16 protein-coding genes are annotated in these 23,126 nt (G+C 53.1%); 6 read left to right on the top strand and 10 right to left on the bottom strand.

All coding sequences use genetic code 11. From position 1 onward, the window contains the following. Window positions 1-87 precede the first annotated feature (87 nt). Window positions 88-3,921, bottom strand: coding sequence for a hypothetical protein (locus tag Q5705_14980; GenBank protein ID WLI75884.1), 3,834 nt, complete (start codon window positions 3,919-3,921; stop codon window positions 88-90). Window positions 3,922-4,229: 308 nt separating this feature from the next. Between Q5705_14980 and Q5705_14975 the strand changes: the two genes are divergently transcribed. Continuing rightward, on the top strand, window positions 4,230-5,498 hold the full coding sequence (locus Q5705_14975; GenBank protein WLI75883.1) for a DUF4062 domain-containing protein: 1,269 nt from the start codon (window positions 4,230-4,232) through the stop codon (window positions 5,496-5,498). A 79-nt stretch (window positions 5,499-5,577) separates the two neighbouring features. Here Q5705_14975 and Q5705_14970 read toward each other — a convergent pair whose 3' ends face one another. Further along, window positions 5,578-5,769 (bottom strand): YfgG family protein, encoded by a 192-nt coding sequence (locus tag Q5705_14970; GenBank protein WLI75882.1) that lies wholly within the window; start codon window positions 5,767-5,769, stop codon window positions 5,578-5,580. A 351-nt stretch (window positions 5,770-6,120) separates the two neighbouring features. On the opposite strand from Q5705_14970, the gene Q5705_14965 reads away from it, so the two are divergent. Next, window positions 6,121-8,337, top strand: a complete 2,217-nt coding sequence (locus tag Q5705_14965) for an EAL domain-containing protein (protein WLI75881.1) — start codon at window positions 6,121-6,123, stop codon at window positions 8,335-8,337. A gap of 12 nt (window positions 8,338-8,349) precedes the next feature. Here Q5705_14965 and ppx read toward each other — a convergent pair whose 3' ends face one another. The 4 genes from ppx to purM all read right to left on the bottom strand — a co-directional run bounded on the left by ppx (window position 8,350) and on the right by purM (window position 13,898). Continuing rightward, entirely contained in the window at window positions 8,350-9,891 is a 1,542-nt protein-coding gene (gene ppx / locus Q5705_14960) for an exopolyphosphatase (protein ID WLI75880.1), read from the bottom strand. A gap of 3 nt (window positions 9,892-9,894) precedes the next feature. Next, window positions 9,895-11,955: a polyphosphate kinase 1 gene (gene ppk1, locus Q5705_14955; protein ID WLI75879.1), complete on the bottom strand. Its 2,061-nt coding sequence runs from the start codon at window positions 11,953-11,955 to the stop codon at window positions 9,895-9,897. A 267-nt stretch (window positions 11,956-12,222) separates the two neighbouring features. Beyond that, entirely contained in the window at window positions 12,223-12,864 is a 642-nt protein-coding gene (purN, locus tag Q5705_14950; GenBank protein ID WLI75878.1) for a phosphoribosylglycinamide formyltransferase, read from the bottom strand. Next, window positions 12,861-13,898, bottom strand: a complete 1,038-nt coding sequence (gene purM, locus Q5705_14945) for a phosphoribosylformylglycinamidine cyclo-ligase (protein WLI75877.1) — start codon at window positions 13,896-13,898, stop codon at window positions 12,861-12,863. Before purM ends, purN begins: the two co-directional genes overlap by 4 nt. A gap of 233 nt (window positions 13,899-14,131) precedes the next feature. On the opposite strand from purM, the gene upp reads away from it, so the two are divergent. The 3 genes from upp (at window position 14,132) to Q5705_14930 (ending at window position 16,958) form a co-directional block, all read left to right on the top strand. Continuing rightward, complete coding sequence (upp, locus tag Q5705_14940; protein ID WLI75876.1) at window positions 14,132-14,758, top strand: uracil phosphoribosyltransferase; 627 nt, start codon at window positions 14,132-14,134, stop codon at window positions 14,756-14,758. A 109-nt stretch (window positions 14,759-14,867) separates the two neighbouring features. After that, window positions 14,868-16,157, top strand: a complete 1,290-nt coding sequence (uraA, locus tag Q5705_14935; protein WLI75875.1) for a uracil permease — start codon at window positions 14,868-14,870, stop codon at window positions 16,155-16,157. A gap of 99 nt (window positions 16,158-16,256) precedes the next feature. Continuing rightward, window positions 16,257-16,958, top strand: a complete 702-nt coding sequence (locus Q5705_14930; protein WLI79038.1) for a DnaA inactivator Hda — start codon at window positions 16,257-16,259, stop codon at window positions 16,956-16,958. Window positions 16,959-17,005: 47 nt separating this feature from the next. On the opposite strand, the gene arsC is transcribed toward Q5705_14930, so the two are convergent. Continuing rightward, window positions 17,006-17,365, bottom strand: coding sequence for an arsenate reductase (glutaredoxin) (arsC, locus tag Q5705_14925; GenBank protein WLI75874.1), 360 nt, complete (start codon window positions 17,363-17,365; stop codon window positions 17,006-17,008). Between the two features lie 14 nt (window positions 17,366-17,379). Beyond that, window positions 17,380-18,843 (bottom strand): beta-barrel assembly-enhancing protease, encoded by a 1,464-nt coding sequence (gene bepA / locus Q5705_14920; protein WLI75873.1) that lies wholly within the window; start codon window positions 18,841-18,843, stop codon window positions 17,380-17,382. Window positions 18,844-19,067: 224 nt separating this feature from the next. Here bepA and Q5705_14915 point away from each other — a divergent pair, with 224 nt between their 5' ends. After that, window positions 19,068-20,132, top strand: a complete 1,065-nt coding sequence (locus tag Q5705_14915; GenBank protein ID WLI75872.1) for an AI-2E family transporter — start codon at window positions 19,068-19,070, stop codon at window positions 20,130-20,132. A gap of 40 nt (window positions 20,133-20,172) precedes the next feature. On the opposite strand, the gene focA is transcribed toward Q5705_14915, so the two are convergent. Both focA and Q5705_14905 read right to left on the bottom strand, forming a co-directional pair. Then, entirely contained in the window at window positions 20,173-21,030 is an 858-nt protein-coding gene (focA, locus tag Q5705_14910; GenBank protein WLI75871.1) for a formate transporter FocA, read from the bottom strand. A 118-nt stretch (window positions 21,031-21,148) separates the two neighbouring features. Continuing rightward, window positions 21,149-23,086 (bottom strand): sigma 54-interacting transcriptional regulator, encoded by a 1,938-nt coding sequence (locus Q5705_14905; GenBank protein ID WLI75870.1) that lies wholly within the window; start codon window positions 23,084-23,086, stop codon window positions 21,149-21,151. Between the last annotated feature and the right edge of the window lie 40 nt (window positions 23,087-23,126).

The following is a 23,126-nucleotide window of genomic DNA, read 5'->3' as shown; positions in this document are numbered from 1 at the left end:
ACCTTCAATTCATAGCAACATTTAGCCCGCTTAATCACGGGCTTTTTGCCATCCTAACAATGCATGTGTAGCTGTGGTGTCCCTGCATTATTCGAATCTCAGTTCATTTTCATCATCACGTTTTCTTTCTTGATCGTGCTCATGTTCTATCCATTGTAAAATCGTCGGCATGACTTTAGCTGCTGCTTTGGCAATTCGTTCATCACTATGCCCTGTTAAGATTTTGAAGATTTGTACCCGCGCTTGCATTATTTCAGTGCGAGAGCCAGACCATGACATAGGGCCAATTTGTTGTGCATATACTTGTAAAATTTGCTCTGCGTCCGGGGCTTTCTCCAGGAAACGCAACGCTTTTGGGTTTAATGACAGATCGTCCTCATCTGGTACTTTTACCCATAAAGAAATGCCGCTGGCTATGACTTGCCAGACTTCAGGTATCTGTTGTTTTTGGCACCAATTAATAAGGACCTCTACATCTATTGCTGCCAGAGGCAGCCTTTCCCTCGTTTCTTTTTGAAGAAAATGTTTTCTTGTATGGGATGACTTCTCGTTGCCAGAGAATATCCGTTGCAAGAATTCTTCCGGCATTTTTGCTGCTGTTGTCCGGAAGGCATCTTCGAAGTCATGCACGTAGCCGTAATGTTGGTCTATATAAGAGAAAACGCCATCAAGCCAGGCAGTCTTTTCTTTTTTATTACCCTTGAAGGCGAGTGCTGCTTTAATGACTATTTCGATGTTGTGATCTTGATCTCGTCCTTCCTGCTGTAAACGCTTAGTTGCGGCTAATAAGCCAATGCGGCGTAATTCTGGCCCAAGGACATCCATTTGCGGGTTCGTATTATAAAGTTTCATCGCGAGCCCATCTAAAACGATGCTTGCCCCTAAATCCTTTTCAAGCAATCGCGCGGCAAGCTTAATTATTTGCGCTTTCGCGAGTGAATACGTTTCTCTCCAGAGCATCTTTTCATACAACCAGCCGCTGACATCGTCCTGATCCAATGCCCGCATACATCGTTCGAAATCTTTATTATCAAAATCGTCTTCCGGTTGCAGTCCGACCAGAACAGCCCGCAATTGGCTGTTTTCCAGACACTGATCGAGTATTGCCTGCGCCAACGGGCGATTCATATTGTTTATTTGCCCGATGAACCCGCTCAATACGCTGAAGTTAAAATGAGAGTAGTCAAAAATACGCAGTAATTGAACCAATTCCGCCCAGGTCTCCAGGGGATCATGGCAGGCTTTCGCTAAGCCCTTACCAAAAGCTTCCCGATATGGCATCCACTTCGTCATTGAAAATAGGTCTGCGCCCAGCATTGATAAAGGTTTACCGGAGTGTGCGTAAGCTTCACCAATTTCTTCAGCTTTTGCTGCTAACAACTTTTCTGAGAGGCGCAGCTTTTCCCCGGCATTGCCATCTAACTGTTCTTCTAATACCCAATGAGCATGTCCATCTCCCAGAACATATGTTTTCACGTCATCCATAAGTTCGGCTGGAGCCAGTTCGGCTTCAAGCGCAACTAAATCGGCTGGAAGTTGCAGTGCGCGCCCATCGCTCTGCTTATTTTTATAGTCAAAGTGGATAATTGAACGCACTGCATTCCACCCTTCAATCCACGTTTGGCTGCTATTTAAGGCTCTTGCTGCTTCGACTAATTTCTTCTGGATTGCCTGGTGAAACCATAACGATCGAAACTTTTTAGCAAAAACAGACCTCGCGCTATTTGCCAGTTCAATATTGCTATTGAGCCCGATGGTGACAACGAGATCGATAAACTGGTGCCGCCAATTCACTAACTCATCACTGCTCGGTTCATAACCAAAATCTCGCGGATGTGCGCCGAAATCATATATTCCGGCCCCATGCCATGGTGGCCCATCTAATGCGGCAGAAAGCATCCGTAAACCGAGAGATCGTCTTTTGGGGTTCTCCGATGACAATGTGTCCTGAACAATGGTTATCCGCTGGCTCAGCGAAGCGTGTGTACCGGATAAATAAGGTTGGAAAAAGATAACTATTTCGTTATGAGATGAGTTGAAGTTATTCGATTCATCCTCGAAATCAGCCATTCTGAGAAGAAGAGAAACACATTTATCAAATGCATCTGGTTCGTAAGCGATGGATTTAAGCAGATTGAGTATTGTCAGTCTGCATGGATTGTAGGCCGGTTTAATGCCGCAAAATGCTTCAGAATTTATTTCCTCATCAATCCTTTTAAGAACCGCATCGGGTACTACGGGAGCAATGTATTCAAGAATACGAAGTTCTCGATCATCAAGTTTGAAAAGGTTATAGAGGAAGCCTTTTGTACTAAGCCATTCTTCGGCAAGTTTTTGCGCCACAGGATGTTCATGCAAATAACTCAGTCGGTGAGCAAACGACATAAGTAGTCTTTCTCGTCCCGTAGCTTCGAAAGTGGTGCGTAACGTTTCAGGCGGTATGTTATCCAGCGCCCCACTGGCCAGTTTGTTGGCTATTGCATGAGGAAGAATCGCTCGCCAATGTGCGCGTTTCTGGACAATGTGCCGTTCCATAAGCTTGCCAACGGAACGGAATAACTGAATTCGTGAGATCTCACACAGAGAGGCGAGAACCTCTAATTCATCACTATCTGTTTTGGAGGGATCACTGGAAAACGAATAGATGAGTGAAAGCACTTCTGCGTTGGCTCGCAGATTTTCATCAGGTTGGTTTCTTTGTTCAAACAAGCGATCAAACAACTGGTTATCCGAAAGGCGAGCGAGCGATTCTCCTGCCTCAACTCTTTCGGCCACAGCAAGAGAGATTCTGGCATTTCCCTCCGCGAAAGCCGCTATTCTTTTTGCATTCGCCTGGCCTATTTTCGTAAAGCGGCGCAGTAGTAGCGCTTCAGCCATACCAGCATGTGCTGCTTCGATATGAATCACGTCAGTCTGCTGAGGTTTATCATCTCTAATGTCATATTCGACAGTAATCAAGGAAATCTGTGATCCCTGTGAGACCAAATATGAAGCAAGCTGAGAGTGAAGGTCAGAAGGACAGTTATCGAGCACCATAATGGCGCGCCTGTTTTCAGTCAAAAGCGTGTCCAGCATAGCCCTCGCCGAAGGTGACGGTCCTTCACCGACATCTGCATAAACCGCGACAGTTCTGTCGAGCGCATCTGTTCCCAACCCCTCTTCGAACAGTGACTGGACTATCCGTGTTTTTCCTACACCGGATAACCCTGCGATACGGATTGCTTTGCTGGTCGATCGGACGAGCTCGCGAATTTGTGCGATGGCATCTCTAAGTTCGAGTTTGGTACCCGAAGGCATGATGACTGAAACGCCTGGCGCGAGAATTAATGTATCGTCAGAGCCGGCGGGAGGATTACTCCATTTTTCGAATGGCCTCCAGCCAGAGTGGCTCAACCCCAGCACGCTACGCACCCATAACAGCACTGCGGGATGTTGCCGCAACCACTGATGTAGCTTCGAGCGGTCAAAGAAATCTATATGAAGATTATGCTGGTTGGGATCATCTTCCACCACTTTACGCATCGCCTGAAGGCGGGTTCCTCTCATAGGTGGAGAGCAATCATCTTCAAGACTTACGATGATGTAGCCTCCACCGCATGCGGCGAGTCGGGATATTGCGGGTGATAACGTTCCTTTGGGGCGCATTTCATTTTTGATGGATGACGCTTTCATCGAATGCTTTTTGGCTTGAAAGACGGTATGTGGCCTGACGATAAAACCCGATTTGAACTCGTTGTTAGTAACATGTACCGCAACATCAATTCCATCGTCTGGCGCAGTAATTGAGCCTCCCCAAAAAACCTGTGCAGGGCTTTCTCCGACAGATGCTAATTCTGCTTCCGCCAGACGCGCGATCAGTTCTTCAAGCTGCACATCGGTTAGCTTTAGCAAAGCATCTTTATCCAAATCGAAAATGTTCATCCAGGTTCCTTGTTAAAAAGAGCATTTTTTAACGGCGATGATTGGCTGACTATACACCTGGCGGTGGTGGCATTCATATTTTTGATAAAGTCATGTGTCATATCTGGGGGTTACAGATGACGACCCGCCTTTTGACCTAATCCCGTCCGCAGAATGCTTATTGCGTGGCTGGCGCGCGTAGCGCAGAAGTAACGGCGAAAGGCCATGATTTACTCGATGCCTGAGATAAATTTGTTGGTGTTATTAATTGATTTGCCGGATGATTCGGCCATATCAGGCAGGAAGACATAAAATTAACGAGGCAATGAATGACCAACAAACTGCGTGTGTTCATTAGCAGCACGATGAAAGATCTGCGTAACGAGCGGCAACAAGTTATTGACCGGTTAACGTTCCTCGGGCTGGAACCCGTTTATGCTGAAGCTTTTAGTCCTGATGGCGGCACCAGCTGGGAGGTTATCGACCCGAAACTCCAGGGCTGCCATCTTTTTGTTTTGATTCTGGGGGAGAGCTACGGCTGGGTACCCAATAGCGGATATGGTGGTGAGCAAAACAAATCTGTTACTCATCTTGAATATGACGCAGCACGCAAACTCAATATCCCTGTACTGCCTTTTATGAAACGGCTGGAATATGGTGCTGAAGCCGAAAAGTTGCGCGACGATTTTCGTAATGAAGTGGCTGGATGGGATAAGGGCCATTTTCGCGGTGAATTTGAGCTGGCGACCGATCTCGCCGATAAGGTCGCTCGTGCAGTGACAGAAGTGCTTATGGAAAGCGCATCGAAAGAGCTGTTACGACGACGTGACGCCCAGCTAACCGCACAGCAAGGGACGGTTGCGGTGGCGAAAGACGCGATTCATGTACAAGCCAATGATCGATGGGTATTAATCGCGGGGGCAGGGCTTTCGGTTTCTGCGGGTTATCCAACCGCTAACTTAATTATCAGTAGCCTTGCGGCACGTCTTTGGCCTGAGATTACTGCCAGTGAGGTCTTCACTCGCTACTCCTTTGATGAAGTTGCAGGTTATTACGAAAGCCTGTGGGGACACGATGCTCTTCTGGAAGCGATCAAAGCGTTATTAGACACGCCCCAGCGAGTCTTGCCTACCGAAGCACACTTCGAAGCGGTGAAAAAGTTTAAAACTATTATCACTACCAACTATGACGAATTATTTGAAATGGCTTGTCTGACAAGCGGTATTCCTTATGTCGTGACAACGCCAACACAACCGAAGCCGGCAGAAAAGGATAAGCTCACCATTATTAAAATGAGCGGTACGATTTCCGACCTGTCCAGCCTCAAGCTGACGTCGAGCGAGCTTGGTGATGTCATTGATGATCATGAATTTTATGCACTAATTGAGCAAAGCGTGGTCGATCGCAACGTGGTTATTGTAGGTCATGGATTGCGTGATGCTCATGTGATCAAGGCTCTTAACGCAACAGGGTTATCCAGACGGGGGATCTATGTGCGACCGTCTTTCAGTCCGATGGACGACATCGTCCTGAAACGCTTTAACCTTGAGGCCAAATCACAGCACGCCGATGAGTTTCTGCGCCAATTTCAGCCTTAAATATTTAAGGTGCGCAAAGCCGCACGTAAGACATGCAAAAATCCACGCTTTTTCACGTGTATAAAAATCGAATGAAATCTTAGCGTTGTGAAGTGGGGTCGATAGTCTGGCTGACAGGCTGCAACTGGGTTTTTTCCTGGTGATGATACCAGGCACCAATAGAGGAATAGACGAAACGGCCGAAGAAAAAGAGGAAGCTGATAAGAAGTACGATACGGGTCATGCGACTGTCAAATCGATGTCGTTTTCGCATACTGGGTGCCTGACTCACAATGGTTCCTTTAGGAAAACCCGATTTACGGGCGACCTGGACATTAAGGCACACTCTTTCCCTAAGATCAATTAAGCCTGCCGCAAAAAAGCACGGATTAAAATATCAGTGCGGTTTATATAAGATTAATTAAATATTTAGAATATGAATAAAAACACCGGTGTCCGATAAAATCAGGAAAATAAAAAAGCGTCGACGTAGGTTTTTTGATCTAAGTCAATTCTCAGATATTGTTCACCTCTAGAATTTTGGCTTCGCCCGCGTAGTGGCACGTTAATCGTGCCCCGCGCAGTCAGATCCGATGCCTGCCTGAAAAACGTTTCGGGATCTGGCTATGTTTGTCGAGCACCTATGCCATTGATAAAAACCTACAACGCTTATAAAGACAGATGGTGGGCTTTACCGCTCATCGTTACGCCCATTTTGTATCCATTATTCAGCCTGGCTAATACATTCACCGTCATTTCCGGGCAAGACGTCATTCTTTATTACCTGCCAATGGCGTTACTTATCGCCATGATGATGTTTTATGGCTGGGCCGCGCTGCCGGGCATTGTGATAGCGCTCGTCTGCCATTACGCCTCATCCGGGCCGCTGACCGTGGTGTTAGAAAGCATACATCTGCTGATCCCTGTGCTGTTAAGCTGGCTGGGTTATCGCATTTTTGTTACGCGCCGGTACCGGGTTGCCTATGGGACAACGCGACTGGTTTCCCAACGCGTCTTTTGGCAAATACTCTGTCCGGCCTCACTCTACCTGATCCTCTTTGAACTGGGTGCCTGGCTGAACCTGAGCGATCGGGTGATAAGAGAAAGCAGCGAGTTGACGCACAATGTGCCATTGCTCATTAACTACCAGGCGCTGCTGGTCGGCTCAATCACCGGCGTGCCGTTTAGCTATCTTTTAATCCGCATTATCCATCACCCACGCTATGTGATTTCATGGTTTTCACAACTGCGCCGGGAGTTTGACCGCAAAGTTACGCGCGTAGAGTTGATACTGTGGCTGGGCACTGTCGTCACTATTTTGCTGCTCCTGCTGCGCCCGCTGAATGAGAACAGCTCCATCTTCAGCACCAACTACACGCTTTCGCTGCTGCTGCCGGTGATGCTGTGGGGCTCGATGCGTTTCGGCTTTCGTTTTATGTCCTTTATCTGGACGCCGTTACTGATTATCTCTATTCACTTTTATTACCATTACCTGCCGTTTTCGCCCTCCTGGCATGTTCAACTGGCGATAGCCTCCTCAAGCTATCTGGTGTTCTCGTTTATTATTCTGGCGATGGCATTAATGGCGACCCGACAGCGCCGGATACACGATCGCGCACGTCGGCTGGCCTATATTGATCCTGTCACCAACATGCCCAACCTGCGCGCGCTCAGCCGTGCGCTGGCAAATACTCCCTGGTCTGTGCTCTGTTTTCTACGCGTACCAGAGCTGGAATTATTGGGCCGCAACTACGGCGTATTACTGCGCATCCAGTACAAGCAGCGCATGGCGGACTGGCTCAAGCCCCTGTTAACACCTGAGGAAGATGTGCATCAGCTTTCCGGCCACGACCTGGTTATTCGACTTAATACCCAGTCGCACCAGACGCGTATTGAAGAGCTGGACGCGCGCGTCAAACAGTTCCGCTTTATCTGGGATGAAATGCCGCTGCAACCGCAGGTGGGCTTGAGTTATTGCTATGTACGTTCTCCGGTAAAACACCTCTATATGTTGCTGGGCGAGATGAGCACCATTGCCGATCTTTCGCTGGCGACTAACCACCCGGAAAACCTACAAAATCGCGGCGCGGCGAACTTACAACGCGGCCTGAAAAGCAAAGTGGACATGATGAACCGCCTGCAACTGGCGCTGGAGCAGGATCATTTTGTACTGATGGCGCAACGGGTTTGCGGCGTGCGCGGCGATGATTACTACGAAATCCTGCTGCGCATGCGCGAAGAGAATGGCGGCAGTATCAGCCCGGATGAATTCCTCCCGTTAGCGTATGAATTCGGCCTCTCATCGCGCATTGATTTATGGGTGATTGAGCATGTCTTACGCTTTATGGCCCGGCACCGCGAGGCACTGCCTGCCCAGCGTTTCGCCATCAATCTCTCTCCGGCATCAGTCTGCCGTACGCAATTCGCCCAGGAGGTGTGGCACTTGCTGGAGAAGCATGCCATCGAAGCCTGGCAAGTGATTTTTGAAATCACCGACAGCAATTTCATGCCGAATTTGCCGCAGGCCACGCACACGCTGGCGCAACTGCAACAGATGGGTTGCCGGGTCGCGATTGACGATTTTGGCACCGGCTATGCCAGCTATGCGCGGCTGAAAACGGTGAGTGCCGATCTGCTGAAAATTGACGGCAGCTTTATCCGCAATATTGTTGCTAACAGTCTCGATTACCAGATTGTGGCGTCGATTTGCCATCTGGCGAGGATGAAGAAAATGCAGGTGGTGGCGGAGTATGTCGAAAGCGAAGAGGTACGCAGCGCGGCGATCGCGCTGGGTATCGATTATCTGCAAGGTTATCTGATTGGCAGGCCAGCGCTGTTAGACACGCTGGTGGAAAAATAACGGGCTGGCGGCTCAGGCCGCCACGTCCGGGGATTGCTCTTCTTCGATTTTCAAACGCCAACCGGTGACCGCTTCCCAGTACTCCTGCTCTTTTTCCAGATCCAGCAACACCAGCGCGTTCTGGCTGAACCAGTCATGGGGGAAACTGAGCGTCCAGTGATTGTCATCGGTTTTCAGGCGCAGCGTTGGCGGCGTGGTGGTCGCCTGGCGCTGGTTATTCAATAACACGCCGAGGCGTAAGATTTGCACCAGCGGCAAAAACTGCTTCTTCTTAAACAGCGTAAAGCGCGGGATCTCATCAAGCTTGATAGCCTTACGGTGGCAGCGCACCAGCGTCGCCATCATCAGCTGTTGCTCCTGGTTAAAACCGGGCAGGTCGCTGTTTTGCAGTATATAGGCCGAATGGCGATGCATACCGCTGTGGTTAATGTTCAGCCCCACTTCGTGCAGCATCACCGCCCACTTGAGTAGCGCCGCCAGTTGCGGGTTGCTCAGCTTAGGGTTTTGCGCCTGCCACTGATCGTACATAAGCGTCGTGGTTTCCAGCACGCGACGCGCCTGCTCGCGGTCAATGTTGTACTGGCTGGCAAGGCTTTGCGCGGTACGGCTGCGAATGTCCTGGTGGCGGAAACGGCCCTCCATTTCATACAGCACGCCTTCGCGCAGTGCGCCGTCGGAAAGACGCAGCTCGCGGATCGCCAGCGCATCAAACACGCCGCACAGAATAGCCAGCCCCGGCACAAACACCGCTTTGCGCTCTTCGGAAAGCCCCGGCAGGCTGATTTCGCTGAAGCTTTTATACTTCAATACTTCCGCCACCAGATATTCCAGACGCTCAGGCGTAATAATGCCGTCTTTCTCACCCGAGGCGACCAGCACTTCATGCACCGCTTTGATACTGCCGGACGCGCCAAGCGCTACGTTCCAGCCCTGAATACGGAACTGCCAGGCCAGCGATTCCAGTTTTTGCGTCGCCGCCATGCGCGCGCGGCGGAAGTTTTCGCCGTTGATGGTGTCGCCCGCGAAATACAACTGTGCGAAGCTGACGCAGCCCATGCGGCGGCTTTCCACCAGTTTTGGCTCGAAATCTTCGCCGATCACCAGTTCCGTCGAGCCGCCGCCGATATCAATCACCAGCTTGCGGCCTTTTTCCGGCTGCGTGTGCTCCACGCCCATAAAAATCAGGCGCGCTTCTTCATTGCCCGGAATTATTTCAATCGGGTAGGGGATCACTTTTTCCGCGCGTTTGAGAAACTCACTGGCGTTCAGTGCCTGGCGCAGGGTGTGCGTACCGACAATACAAACGCTTGACGGGTCAAAGCCCTGCAATCGCTCGGCGAACAGCGACAGGCAGGCCAGCCCGCGCTCGATCGCCTCTTCACTCAGCATATTGTTGTTGTCCAGCCCATCGGCCAGATGGACGCGCTGCTTGAGGCGGCCGATGATCTGCATCGCGCCGTCCACCACACGGGCAATCACCATGTGGAAACTATTGGAACCCAGGTCGACCGCGGCGAACTCCTCCGGTCGTGGCATCTTCTCTTGTATCGGCATAGATTAGTCGGGCTGTTCGAGTGATTTGATGTAATCGTAAATCGCCAATTGCGCACGCACTTTTCGGCGGTTGCCGCGCGGCACATAGCGATTGCTCAGTTCTTTATCAATGTAGCGGGCTTTCACGGTATCACTGAAAAGCAGCTCGATGATATCCAGAACGCGCTGTTTAAGGCGCGGATCAAGCAACGGCGCTGCCACCTCGATACGGTAATCAATATTGCGCGTCATCCAGTCAGCGGAAGAGAGCCAGACTCGCTTGTCGCCGCCGTTCTCAAAAATATAGATGCGATCGTGCTCCAGATAGCGGTCAACGATGCTAATCACGCGAATATTTTCACTGATGCCTTCCAGATCCGGGATCAGCGAACACATGCCGCGCACCAGCAAATTCACCGGCACGCCGGAACTGGACGCCGCATACAGGCGATCCACCAGCCCTTTATCCACCAGGTTATTCAGCTTCAGGGTAATGCCGGACGGCTGCCCGTTCTGCGCATTGGCAATTTCCGCATCGATCATGTCATACAGCAGGCGGCGCGAGTTTTGCGGCGACACCAGCAGGTAATCGAAGTTTACCGGGCGATAGGGGTTTTCAATAAAGTTAAACACCCGGCGCACTTCATTGGTAATGCGCGCATCGGCGGTCAGAAGCGAATAGTCGGTATAAGTCCGCGCGGTCTTCTCATTAAAGTTGCCGGTACCAATATGGGCATAGCGCACAATTTCCTCGCCTTCCATACGGGAGATGAGGAACAGCTTGGCGTGAATTTTTAACCCCGGCGCTGAGAAGATAACCTGTGCGCCCGCTTCTGTCAGACGTTTGGCCCAGTGAATATTGGCCTCTTCATCGAAACGCGCCTGCAACTCCACCACCACGGTGACTTTTTTGCCGTTGTGCGCGGCATGGATCATCGAGTCGATAATGCGCGAATCTTTCGCCACGCGATAAATATTGATTTTGATTGCCAGCACATTGGGGTCGAACGACGCCTGGCGCAGCAGCTCCAGCACGTGCTCAAACGTGTGGTAGGGGTAATAGAGCAGCACATCGCGTTCGCGAATGGCATCAAACCCGTTGCGGAATTTATCAAACCAAAGGTGGCGCAGGCGCGGCAGCGGTTTGTTGACCAGATTGGCTTTGCCGACGTTCGGGAAGCTAATAAAGTCTTTAAAGTTGTGGTAACGCCCACCGGGAATGATGGAATCGTAGCGGGAAATGGTCAGCTTCTCGCGCAGCATTTCCACCATCGCATCTGGCATGTCGCGCTGGTAAACAAAACGCACCGGTTCGGCGGTCAGACGCTGTTTCAGGCTCGACGACATCAGCTCCATCAGGCTCGATTCCATCTCATGCACCAGATCATATTCGGCGTCACGGGTCATTTTCATCGAGTAGGCGTTCAGCGTGTCGTAATCAAAGAAGCCTTTGAAGATATCATCCAGGCAGTAGCGCAAAATGTTATCCAGCAGGATCATCGGCTTGCGGCGGCGCGGGGTTTCCGGCGGCAGGTTGACGAAACGCGGGACTTTATCCGACGGGATTTCCAGCAGGGCGTAGCGAATATCATCGCCACGAATAATTTCCACCGCCAGATAGGTGTAATCATCTTTTAAAAAGCGCACCAGGTTGGTTTCACGGTTGATAAGCGTCGGCGTAATGTGCTGGCGCAGATACTGCTTGAAGTAGCTCCTGAGCCAGCTTTGTTGGTTCTGCGAAAGCTGACGTTCGTTAATCAGAAAGATTTGATTACGCGCCATCTCCAGCAGTAAGTCGTTATACAGGCCGTCAAACTCCTGGTCGGCTTTCAGTACGCGAGACTGAATTTTCCCCAGCAGATGACGTGAATTGGTGGCAACGCCTTGTTCTTCGCTGATGAGCAGCCGGCGTTTAAGTTCCGCGAAGCGAACTTTGTAGAATTCATCAAGGTTATTGGAATAGATCCCCAAAAAACGCATACGTTCGATAAGGGGGTTACTCTTGTCTGCGGCTTCCTGGAGCACGCGTTCGTTGAAGCACAACCAGCTTAGTTCTTTTTCGAGATATAACTTTTCCTGACCCATTCCTGTTTACACTCCGGTTCTTTCTCGGGCACGGCGAATCCTTCTCGCGCTGGCAGTGCTCCGACTTACAGGTGAACGTTGCTGGCGTTCCTTCGTATAACACAACTTATTATGGCGAGCTTAGCCGTAAGATGTCCAACTGTGGCAAAAAAGTATGACAGTAATCAGTTTTATTGCCTAACGTGATGAAAATATTGCGGAGTAGTGAAGGAAGATTGTTTGCCGGATCGGGCGCAGTTCACAGCCGCCGTCCGGCGAAAAGAGCGATTATTCGTCAGCCGCATAACCTTCTGGCGGTAAACAGACGCCATCAAGCCAGGCGCTGTTCTCTTTCATGGTCAGCCGACCTTCAACAAACCAGCTCACCACCAGCGGGTAAATAGCATGTTCCTGCGCCTGCACGCGCGCGGTCACATCCTCTTCCGTATCCCCCTCAAACACCGGCACTTTGGCCTGCAAAATCACCGGGCCGCCATCCAGTTCATCGGTAACAAAATGCACGCTGGTGCCGTGTACCGCATCGCCGTTTTCCAGCACCTGGCGGTGAGTATGCAAACCGGGATATTTCGGTAACAGGGAAGGGTGGATATTCAACAGGCGACCGGCATAGTGGGAAACAAACGCCGGGCTGAGGATGCGCATATAACCCGCCAGCACCACCAGATCCGGTGCGTAGGCGTCAATTTCCTGCATCAATTCACGATCGAACGCATCGCGGCTGGCAAACTGATCTGCACTCAGGGCATGGGCGGGAATATTCGCTTCCCGCGCACGCTCAAGGCCGAATGCATCGGCCTTGTTACTGAAAACTGCCCGCAGGGTGCCGTTGATTCTCTTCTGTTTGCAGGCATCAATAATCGCCTGCAAATTACTGCCATTACCGGAAATCAGCACCACAATGTTTTTCATTCAATAACCACACGCTCACTGGAATCGGATGCTTTGATGATACCGATTTTCCATGCGTTTTCACCTTTGGCATTCAGCAAATCAATGGCTTTATCCGCTTCCTGTGCAGGCAGGGCGATAACCATGCCGACGCCGCAGTTGAAGGTGCGGTACATTTCATGGCGGCTAACGTTACCGGCGCTTTGCAGCCAGTCGAACACCGCTGGCCACTGCCAGGAGGACTCATCAATCACCGCCTGGGTGTTATCCGGCAATACGCGTGGAATGTTCTCCCAGAAACCGCCGCCGGTCAGGTGGGCGATGGCGTGAACATCAATTTTTTCAATCAGCTCAAGCACGGATTTCACGTAGATACGCGTGGGTTCGAGCAGATGATCGGCCAGCGTTTTGCCTTCAAGCTGGGTAGTCAGCGGATCGGCGCCGCTCACTTCGAGCACTTTGCGCACCAGCGAGTAGCCGTTGGAGTGCGGGCCGCTGGAGGCCAGCGCCACCAGCACATCACCGCCGGCCACTTTGCTGCCATCGATGATTTCTGATTTTTCTACCACGCCCACGCAGAAACCGGCCACGTCGTAATCGTCGCCGTGGTACATGCCCGGCATTTCCGCGGTTTCACCGCCAACCAGCGCACAGCCAGATTGCAGACACCCTTCGGCGATACCGTTAATCACGCTGGCTGCGGTATCCACGTCCAGCTTGCCGGTTGCGTAATAGTCGAGGAAGAACAGCGGTTCAGCGCCTTGCACCACCAGATCGTTGACGCACATTGCCACCAGGTCGATACCGATGGTGTCGTGGCGTTTCAGATCCATTGCCAGACGCAGTTTTGTGCCTACGCCGTCAGTGCCGGAAACCAGTACTGGCTCGCGATATTTTTGCGGCAATGCGCACAGCGCGCCGAAGCCGCCCAGACCGCCCATCACTTCCGGACGGCGGGTCTTCTTCACCACGCCTTTGATTCGGTCTACCAGAGCATTGCCCGCGTCGATATCAACACCGGCATCTTTATAGCTGAGAGAGGTTTTATCGGTCACTGCTTCAGTCCCCACGCGTTTTCTAGCGGTAGAAAAAAAATTCGGCGCAATTCTAACAGTCAGGGCAAACGTTTGCGAGTCCATTATTTCAGGGCGCGGAGGATTCTTACGATATACTCTTTTCCAGTCTGATTGATCGCGATCAAGCGTCTGTCTATAGCGCAACGGAAAAAAAGCGGTATAATCCGGCGATTTTTTTTGTGGTTGCCACCTGTCAGGGGAAGGAGAAGAGTATGAAGGTCGTGGAAGTAAAACACCCACTCGTCAAACACAAGCTGGGCCTGATGCGAGAGAACGACATCAGCACCAAACGCTTTCGTGAACTCGCCTCGGAAGTTGGCAGCCTGCTGACCTATGAAGCCACCGCGGATCTGGAAACGGAAAAAGTCACCATCGAAGGCTGGAACGGCCCGGTGGAGATCGAACAGATCAAAGGCAAAAAAATCACCGTTGTGCCGATCCTGCGTGCCGGTCTGGGCATGATGGAAGGGGTGCTGGAGCACGTCCCAAGTGCGCGTATCAGCGTGGTCGGCATCTACCGTAATGAAGAAACCCTGGAGCCGGTGCCGTACTTCCAGAAACTGGTGTCCAATATCGACGAGCGCATGGCGCTGGTGGTTGACCCGATGCTGGCAACCGGTGGTTCAATGATCGCTACCATCGACCTGCTGAAAAACGCAGGCTGCCACAGCATCAAGGTACTGGTGCTGGTCGCCGCGCCGGAAGGCGTTGCCGCGCTGGAGAAAGCGCACCCGGACGTGGAGCTCTACACCGCGTCGATTGACAAAGGCCTTAACGAGCACGGGTACATCATCCCTGGCCTCGGCGATGCCGGCGACAAAATCTTTGGTACGAAATAACTGATAACAAATCGAAAGCCGACTTTGATAGTCGGCTTTTTTTTGGATTCATAACACTGCCCGCCAACCTGGACGGGGAGACAAACAACAACACTCAGAGGAAAACACTATGACGCGCCGTGCTATCGGGGTAAGTGAAAGACCGCCGCTTTTGCAGACCATCCCGCTTAGTTTGCAGCACCTGTTCGCCATGTTTGGCGCAACCGTGCTGGTGCCAATCCTGTTTCACATTAACCCGGCCACCGTGCTGCTGTTCAACGGTATCGGGACACTGCTCTATATCTTTATTTGCAAAGGGAAAATCCCGGCTTATCTCGGCTCCAGCTTTGCCTTTATTTCGCCGGTATTGTTGCTGTTACCGCTGGGCTACGAAGTGGCGCTCGGTGGTTTTATCATGTGTGGCGTGCTGTTCTGCATCGTCTCTTTTATCGTGCAAAAAGCAGGCACTGGCTGGCTGAATGTGATGTTCCCGCCAGCGGCAATGGGCGCAATCGTTGCCGTTATCGGTCTGGAGCTGGCAGGCGTTGCGGCGAATATGGCCGGATTGCTGCCCGCAGAAGGGCAAAGTGCCGATTCTAAAACCGTGATTATTTCGCTGGTGACCCTCGCTGTAACCGTGTTTGGCTCGGTGCTGTTTCGCGGTTTTATGGCGATTATCCCGATCCTTATCGGCGTGCTGGCCGGTTATGCGCTCTCTTTCGTAATGGGCGTTGTTGATACCACACCGATTGCCCAGGCGCACTGGTTCGCGCTGCCGACCTTCTACACTCCGCGTTTTGAGTGGTTTGCGATCTTCACCATTCTGCCCGCCGCACTGGTGGTGATTGCCGAGCATATCGGTCACCTGGTGGTGACAGCGAACATTGTCAAAAAAGATCTGATCCGCGATCCGGGTCTGCACCGCTCGATGTTTGCTAACGGTCTGTCGACGATCATTTCCGGTTTCTTTGGCTCCACGCCGAACACCACCTACGGTGAAAATATCGGCGTGATGGCAATTACCCGCGTCTACAGCACCTGGGTGATTGGCGGCGCGGCGATTATCGCCATTCTGCTCTCCTGCGTCGGTAAGCTGGCGGCGGCAATCCAGATAATCCCGGTGCCGGTGATGGGCGGCGTTTCGCTGCTGCTGTACGGGGTAATTGGCGCGTCCGGTATCCGCGTGCTGATTGAATCCAAAGTGGATTACAGCAAAGCGCAAAACCTGATTTTGACCTCGGTTATCCTGATTATCGGCGTCAGCGGCGCGAAAGTGCATATTGGCGCAGCCGAACTGAAAGGCATGGCGCTGGCGACCATTGTCGGTGTCGGTCTGAGCCTGATCTTTAAGCTGATAAGCGTACTGCGCCCGGAAGAAGTGGTGCTGGATGCGCCAGACAGCGAAGACGCAAAACCGTAAGCACCGCGCAGAATTGAGCCGGGCTTCGCGCCCGGTTCAAACCTCGCGCATTTTTATGATAAACTCACTGCGTTTTTTGTAAGCCCTGTTGAGGTACGTCTGAACACGCCGGCACAGCTCTCCCTGCCATTATATTTACCCGATGATGAAACCTTCGCGAGTTTCTGGCCGGGTGATAACCCCTCTTTACTGGCGGCGCTGCAAAATGTGTTACGCCAGTCGCACAGTGGCTATATCTATTTCTGGTCGCGTGAAGGCGCGGGTCGCAGTCATTTGCTGCATGCCGCCTGTGCCGAACTCTCTCAGCGCGGTGATGCCGTGGGCTATGTGCCGCTGGATAAGCGCACCTGGTTTGTGCCGGAAGTGCTGGATGGCATGGAGCAACTCTCGCTGGTCTGTATCGATAACATCGAATGCATTGCCGGTGATGAGCCGTGGGAAATGGCGATTTTCGATCTCTATAACCGCATTCTGGAGCAGGGGAAAACCCGCTTACTGATAACCGGTGACCGGCCGCCGCGCCAGTTGAATCTGGGCTTGCCGGATCTCGCGTCGCGCCTCGACTGGGGGCAAATCTACAAGCTGCAACCGTTGTCGGACGAAGACAAACTTCTGGCGTTGCAACTGCGTGCGCGCATTCGGGGTTTTGAACTGCCGGAAGATGTCGGACGTTTTCTGCTTAAACGTCTGGATCGCGAAATGCGCACCCTGTTTGATACTCTGGATCAGCTTGATCGCGCCTCGATTACCGCCCAGCGCAAGCTCACCATCCCGTTTGTGAAAGACATTCTCACGCTATAACGCATGCCGGATGGCGGCGTTTCGCTTTATCCGGCCTACGATCAAACTTACCCCATTATTTCCAACACTTTTTCCGGCGGGCGACCGATTCGCGCCTGGCCGTTGGCGACCACAATCGGGCGTTCAATCAATTTTGGATTCTCCACCAGCGCCTGCACCAGTTCCGCTTCTGTCAAATGGCTGTCGGCGAGGTTCAGGGATTTATACAGCTCCTCTTTGGTGCGCATCAATTCCCGCGCGCTGGACATACCCAGCATCTGCATAAGCTGTTTGATGGTTGCCGCATCCGGCGGCGTGTCCAGATAGAGCACAATCTCCGGCTCAATGCCGTTGGCTTTCAGCAGGCTCAGGGTATCGCGGCTCTTAGAGCAGCGAGGGTTATGGTAGATTTTTACCGCGTCTGACATCTTCTCTCCTTAAATTACATCTTCTCGTACGGGCGGAAACGCTGCTGCATCTGGCGCAACTGATCAATGCGCGCATCATAACGCGCTTGTTGCAGGCTCCCGAGTTTCACCTGCGAGCTGGCGCTACTCAGTAGCGTAATCGCCTGGTCCAGCTTTCCTGTCAGCGCCTGGCCTTCGGCGCGCGCCGCAAGCTCCTGATCGCGATTGCCCAGCGCGGCTTCGGCCTGCGCCAGCAAATCCCAGCCGTTAACATCATCTTTATTGCTGAAGGTATAGCGATTGAGGATCTGCGCCGCTTGCGCAGGCTGGCCGCCTTCGAGATAGGCATTCGCGAGGTTAAGTTGCAGCACCGGATTCGTCTTCAGCCCGCTGGCGGCATTCAGGCGTTTAATCGCATCGCCACTTTTATTCAGCCCCAAATCAATATCCGTCGCCAGGTCAAGATACCAGGCGTTATTCGCATCATTGCTCAGCAGCGGCTGCAACAGCTTTTGCGCTTCGGCAAACTTTTTCGCGTCCATTGCCTGCAACGCGCGGCCATATTGCGCTGCGCGCTGCTCGCGAACATTGCCTTTCGCCCAGCTATCGAGCAAGTCATCCGTTAACTGGTTACGCCCGGAGTTGTACATCCCCAGCGTGCGGGCTTTCGCCATGTAAAACTCTTCGGAGGACTGGACGACAATCGGGGGCATCTGGTTGGCGCGGTTGCGCGCATCTGACAGACGGCTTTCTGGCAACGGGTGAGTGAGCAAAATTTCCGGCGGGCGACTGGAGTAGCGCGACTGATCGAGCAGTTTTTCGAGGAAAGTGGGCATCGCCTGCGGATCAAAACCGGAACGTTGCAGCACCTGAATGCCGATGCGATCCGCTTCCTGCTCGTTCTGCTGGGTGAAGCTGATCATCCCTTGCCGCGTGCCCGCCAGCGTGCCGGTCAGCGCCGCCATCCCCGCCTGCGGGCTAGCCATCGCCAGCAAAATAGACCCCAGCGCCCCGGCCCAGGTCAGCGGCGCACTGCTTTTTTGATCTTCCATTGCCCGCGCCAGATGGCGCTGAGTAACGTGAGAGATTTCATGGGCCATTACCGAGGCGAGCTGACTCTCGTTATCCGTATAGCGGAAAAGCGCCGAGTGCAGCACCACGTTGCCGCCAAAAAAGGCGAAAGCGTTGATTTCGTCATTATTGACAAGATAGAAGTGGAAAGGGGTTTTCACCGAATACGCATGGGAGACCAGCCGCATGCCGAGTGAATTAATGTATTGCACCAGCAGCGGATCGTTAATCAACGGTGCGCTGCCGCGAAGCTGGCGAACATAATAGTCGCCCATCTGCATCTCCTGGGCGATGGAGAGCGTGCTTCCTGCCGAGGTTCCCATATCCGGCAGGCTGTCTGCCGAATCCGCAAAAGCCGGGGCAACCTGGCCCGCACAAAGCGCAGCAATAAGGGTTGCGACCAGCGTTCGTTTCAACTGCCTGAACATAACCTCTTTCCTGTATTGGACGTGACACACCGATAGCCGGGTTTGCTGGGCTGCATTCCGGTTTTCCAGCCCTGAGAGTGTAGCCGCCTTCTTATTCATTGAACATCCCATTCACCGGAATGTTATGTTTCCCGGAAAGACGACGAAAAGCGAAGTCTTTTTTGTGACATTTCGATACACTTCCCACTCTTAAGCCCAGCCTGTGAGGCTCAGTAAGGAACGTTATGCTCGAAATGTTGATGCAGTGGTATCGCCGTCGCTTCAGCGACCCGGAGGCGATTGCGCTGCTGGTCATCCTGCTTGCGGGTTTCTGTATTCTCTTCTTTTTTAGCGGCCTTCTCGCACCGTTACTGGTCGCGCTGGTTATCGCTTATCTCCTTGAGTGGCCCACGGCCCGCCTGCAACGCATCGGCTGTTCCCGAACCTGGGCGGCGAGCATGGTGCTGGTGCTGTTCGTCGGCATCCTGCTGGTGATGGCCTTTGTGGTGATGCCCATCGCCTGGCAGCAGGGCATTTACCTGATCCGCGATATGCCCGGCATGTTAAACAAACTGTCGGATTTTGCCGCCACGCTGCCGCGCCGTTACCCGGCATTGATGGACGCTGGCATTATTGATGCGATGGCGGAAAACATGCGCTCGCGCATGCTGACCATGGGCGACTCGGTGGTGAAGTATTCGCTCGCCTCGCTGGTCGGGCTGCTGACGCTGGCGGTCTATCTGGTACTGGTTCCGCTGATGGTCTTCTTCCTTGTGAAAGATAAAGAGCAGATGCTCAACGCCGTGCGCCGCGTGCTGCCGCGCAATCGCGGCCTTGCAGGCCAGGTGTGGAAGGAGATGAACCAGCAAATCACCAACTATATTCGCGGCAAAGTGCTGGAGATGATTGTTGTCGGCGTTGCGACATGGATTGGGTTTATCCTCTTTGGCCTCAACTATTCGCTGCTGCTGGCGGTGCTGGTGGGCTTCTCGGTATTGATTCCCTACATCGGCGCGTTTGTGGTGACCATTCCGGTTATCGGCGTGGCGCTGTTCCAGTTCGGGCTGGGAACAGAGTTCTGGAGCTGCTTCGCGGTCTATCTGATTATTCAGGGGCTGGATGGCAACCTGCTGGTGCCGGTGCTGTTCTCTGAAGCGGTCAACCTGCATCCGCTGGTGATTATCCTCTCGGTGGTTATCTTTGGCGGACTGTGGGGTTTCTGGGGCGTGTTTTTCGCCATCCCGCTTGCCACGCTGATTCAGGCGGTGATCCACGCCTGGCCGGATTCCCCGCCGATTGTCGAAGAGTAACGCCACCGGGCGGCAAAAATTGTGTCGCCCGGTGCGTCTGTCAATGCCCGTTGGGGGTATTGCGCAGGTAGATAATCCAGTACGTCACGCCCACCAGTAAGCCGCCGCCAATAATATTACCGATAGTCACCGGGATCAGGTTGGCGGTGATCATATTGCTGAAGGTCAGCGCCGGGAAGTTCTCCGGCGAGGTGTGCACCGCCGTCCAGAAACTTTGTGGAGCGAAGTCGCGAATAATCACCGCCAGCGGCAGCAAAAACATATTGGCGATACTGTGCTCAAACCCGCTGGCGACAAACATGCCGATCGGCAACAGCATCGCCATGATTTTATCGGTCAGCGTATGGCCGGAATAACTCATCCACACCGCCAGGCAGACCATTAAATTGCACAGCGTGCCGAGGCACACCGCTTCAATAAAGGTGTGATGCATTTTGTGATCGGCGGTTTGCAGCACGTTCAGCCCCCACAAGCCGTTGCTGCTCATCGCCTGGCCGGCAAACCAAATCAGCGCGACGAAAAAGAGCGCCCCAACCAGGTTACCGAGATAGACAATCAGCCAGTTGACGATCAACTGCCGCCAGCTAATCAGCCCGCTGGCTTTCGCCATCACCGTTAATACCGTGGAGGTAAAGAGATCCGCGCCGCACACCACCACCAGAATCAGGCCGAGAGAAAAGCAGACACCGCCCGCCAGTTTTGCCAGCGCCGTTGCCGGGGCAGGGCCTGCGGTCACGGTGATATAAAACACAAACGCAATCGAGATAAAAACGCCTGCCGTTACCGCAAGAAAAAACGACAGCTCTTTCTTTTTACTGACTTTATATAAGCCTGACTGCTCGGCGACTTTTGCCATTTCTGCCGGAAGTCGCAGGTCAAACGCGTTGCCGAAATCCATAGGATCCTCCTGATATGCCATAAGCGAGTCGGATAGAGCCAAAGCCTTATCCTTACCCGCCGTCATATGCATAGGGCATACCAGCAACAACGCGCAGAGCGTTAGGTGGTTCACATAATTACAGGACTTCGCGCACCGCAATCCCGAGGCGCTGCATCCGTGACAACAGCGTGGTGCGCTTCATCCCCAGTTTCGCCGCTGCGCCGCGCGTCCCGGCGACAATGCCGTTGGTTTCACGCAGCACCTGAATGATGCGCTGGCGCTCCTCTTCATCATTTTCCGGCGGTTCGGGGTGCATCATTTCCACCACTTTTGGCAGCGTAAACGGAAAGGGATCGTGGGTGACCGGTTGCACCATGCTGACCGGCTGGGCATGAAGATGCAGATGCAGCGTGTTATCCCGCGACAGCAGCACCGCGCGTTCAATCACGTTTTCCAGTTCGCGCACGTTGCCCGGCCACTCATAGCGCATCAGTTGGTGAAGCGTCTCAGCGGGAATGGTATCGATGGTGCGATTCAGGCGGCGCGCCAGCTTTTTCGTGAAATAACGCGCCAGCAACGGAATATCTTCCGGGCGCTCGCGCAGCGGCGGCAGTACCAACGGAAAGACGTTCAGGCGATAAAAGAGATCGTTGCGAAATTCGCGGTCGATCACCATCTGGCGCAGGTCGCGGTTGGTAGCGGCAATCACCCGCACATTCACCGGAATGGTTTTCGTGCCGCCGATGCGCTCGATCTCCCGCTCCTGCAATACGCGCAGCAGTTTCGGTTGCAGTTCAATGGGCATATCGCCAATTTCATCAAGAAACAGCGTCCCTTCGTCGGCCATTTCAAAGCGCCCTCGGTGGGTATTAATAGCCCCGGTAAACGCCCCTTTGTCGTGACCAAATAGCTCGCTCTCCAGCAGGCTTGCAGGGATCGCGGCGCAGTTAATTTTCACCAGCGGTTTGTCTTTGCGCGGGCTCATTTGGTGGAGGGCGCGGGCGATGATCTCTTTGCCGGTGCCGGTTTCCCCGAGGATCAGCACCGTGCTGTCGCTGAGGGCAACAATATTCACCTGCTGAAGCACATCGCGCATGGCATCGCTCTGGTAAATAATGTCGCCGAAGGTCTGGTTGGAGGTGATCTGTTCGTTCAGCGTGCGGTTTTCGCTGCGCAGGCTCTCTTTCATCTCAATGACGTTGCGCCAGGCATCGGCATTATCGACGGCGATGCCAATTCTGTCGGCGATTTGCTGTAACAGTCGACAGTTTTGCTCGTTGAAAATGGTGTTGTCGCGGTGCGCCAGCAGCAACACGCCGGTGGACTGGCGGCTGTAGGCCAGCGGCAGAATAAACACCGTGTTCAGCTCCTGCATCGCCAGTTGTTGCAACACCGGATCGCTGTGCCACAACGCTTCATCGTCTGCCTGTTGCAGCAGTGCGCTGTGGTTCTCGTTCAGCGCCGCCAACAGCAACGGGCTGTCGCTGCGCAGCGGGAAACGTTCCGTCTCTGGCGGGCAACTGGGAAAGTGGGTGGTGTGGCAAATAAGCTGTCGCGCGTGCAAGGTATCGCGCAGCACGAAGCGAATATTATCAATGCCGAAAAAGCGGTGAATTTCCCGCGAGACATCGGCTATCAGCTCGTCGAGATCGAGATGCGACAGCACCGAGTTGGTGATATCCACCAGCACCCGATGGTGATCGCGCTCTTCACGCAGCACGTCCACGGACTGGCTCAACGCTTCGCGAGCGGCATCGCCTTCCAGCGCCTGCGCCGCCAGCCGCGCCAGCCAGGCAAACAGGGCATTATCTTTCTCGCTGAAGGTGCCGTTGTCGGTGCGCACAAACCGCAGCTCCGCCATCTCGCCGCTATTGAGCAGCACCATATGCCGGGAACTGTCGCTGCCAGGCGCAGGATATTCCTCATCGCCTTGCGCCACGCTGCCATCGTCGAAGCAGCGCCAGAAGTGGCCGTTGTTGAGGCGTAATTCAATAAACTGGACAGGGCTGAAAGGTGGCGGAAGGGGGATAAATGCCCGAAGCAGTGAAGCCTGAAAATTATTTTGTAAGATCATGGATACGCCACCCTTCCAGATTTACCCGTCATCCTTCGAT

The sequence above is a fragment of the Kosakonia sp. H02 genome (genome assembly GCA_030704225.1).
GTDB lineage: Bacteria > Pseudomonadota > Gammaproteobacteria > Enterobacterales > Enterobacteriaceae > Kosakonia.
The sequence above is the reverse complement of the archived record's forward strand: the minus strand, read 5'-3'. Positions and strand labels throughout refer to the sequence as shown.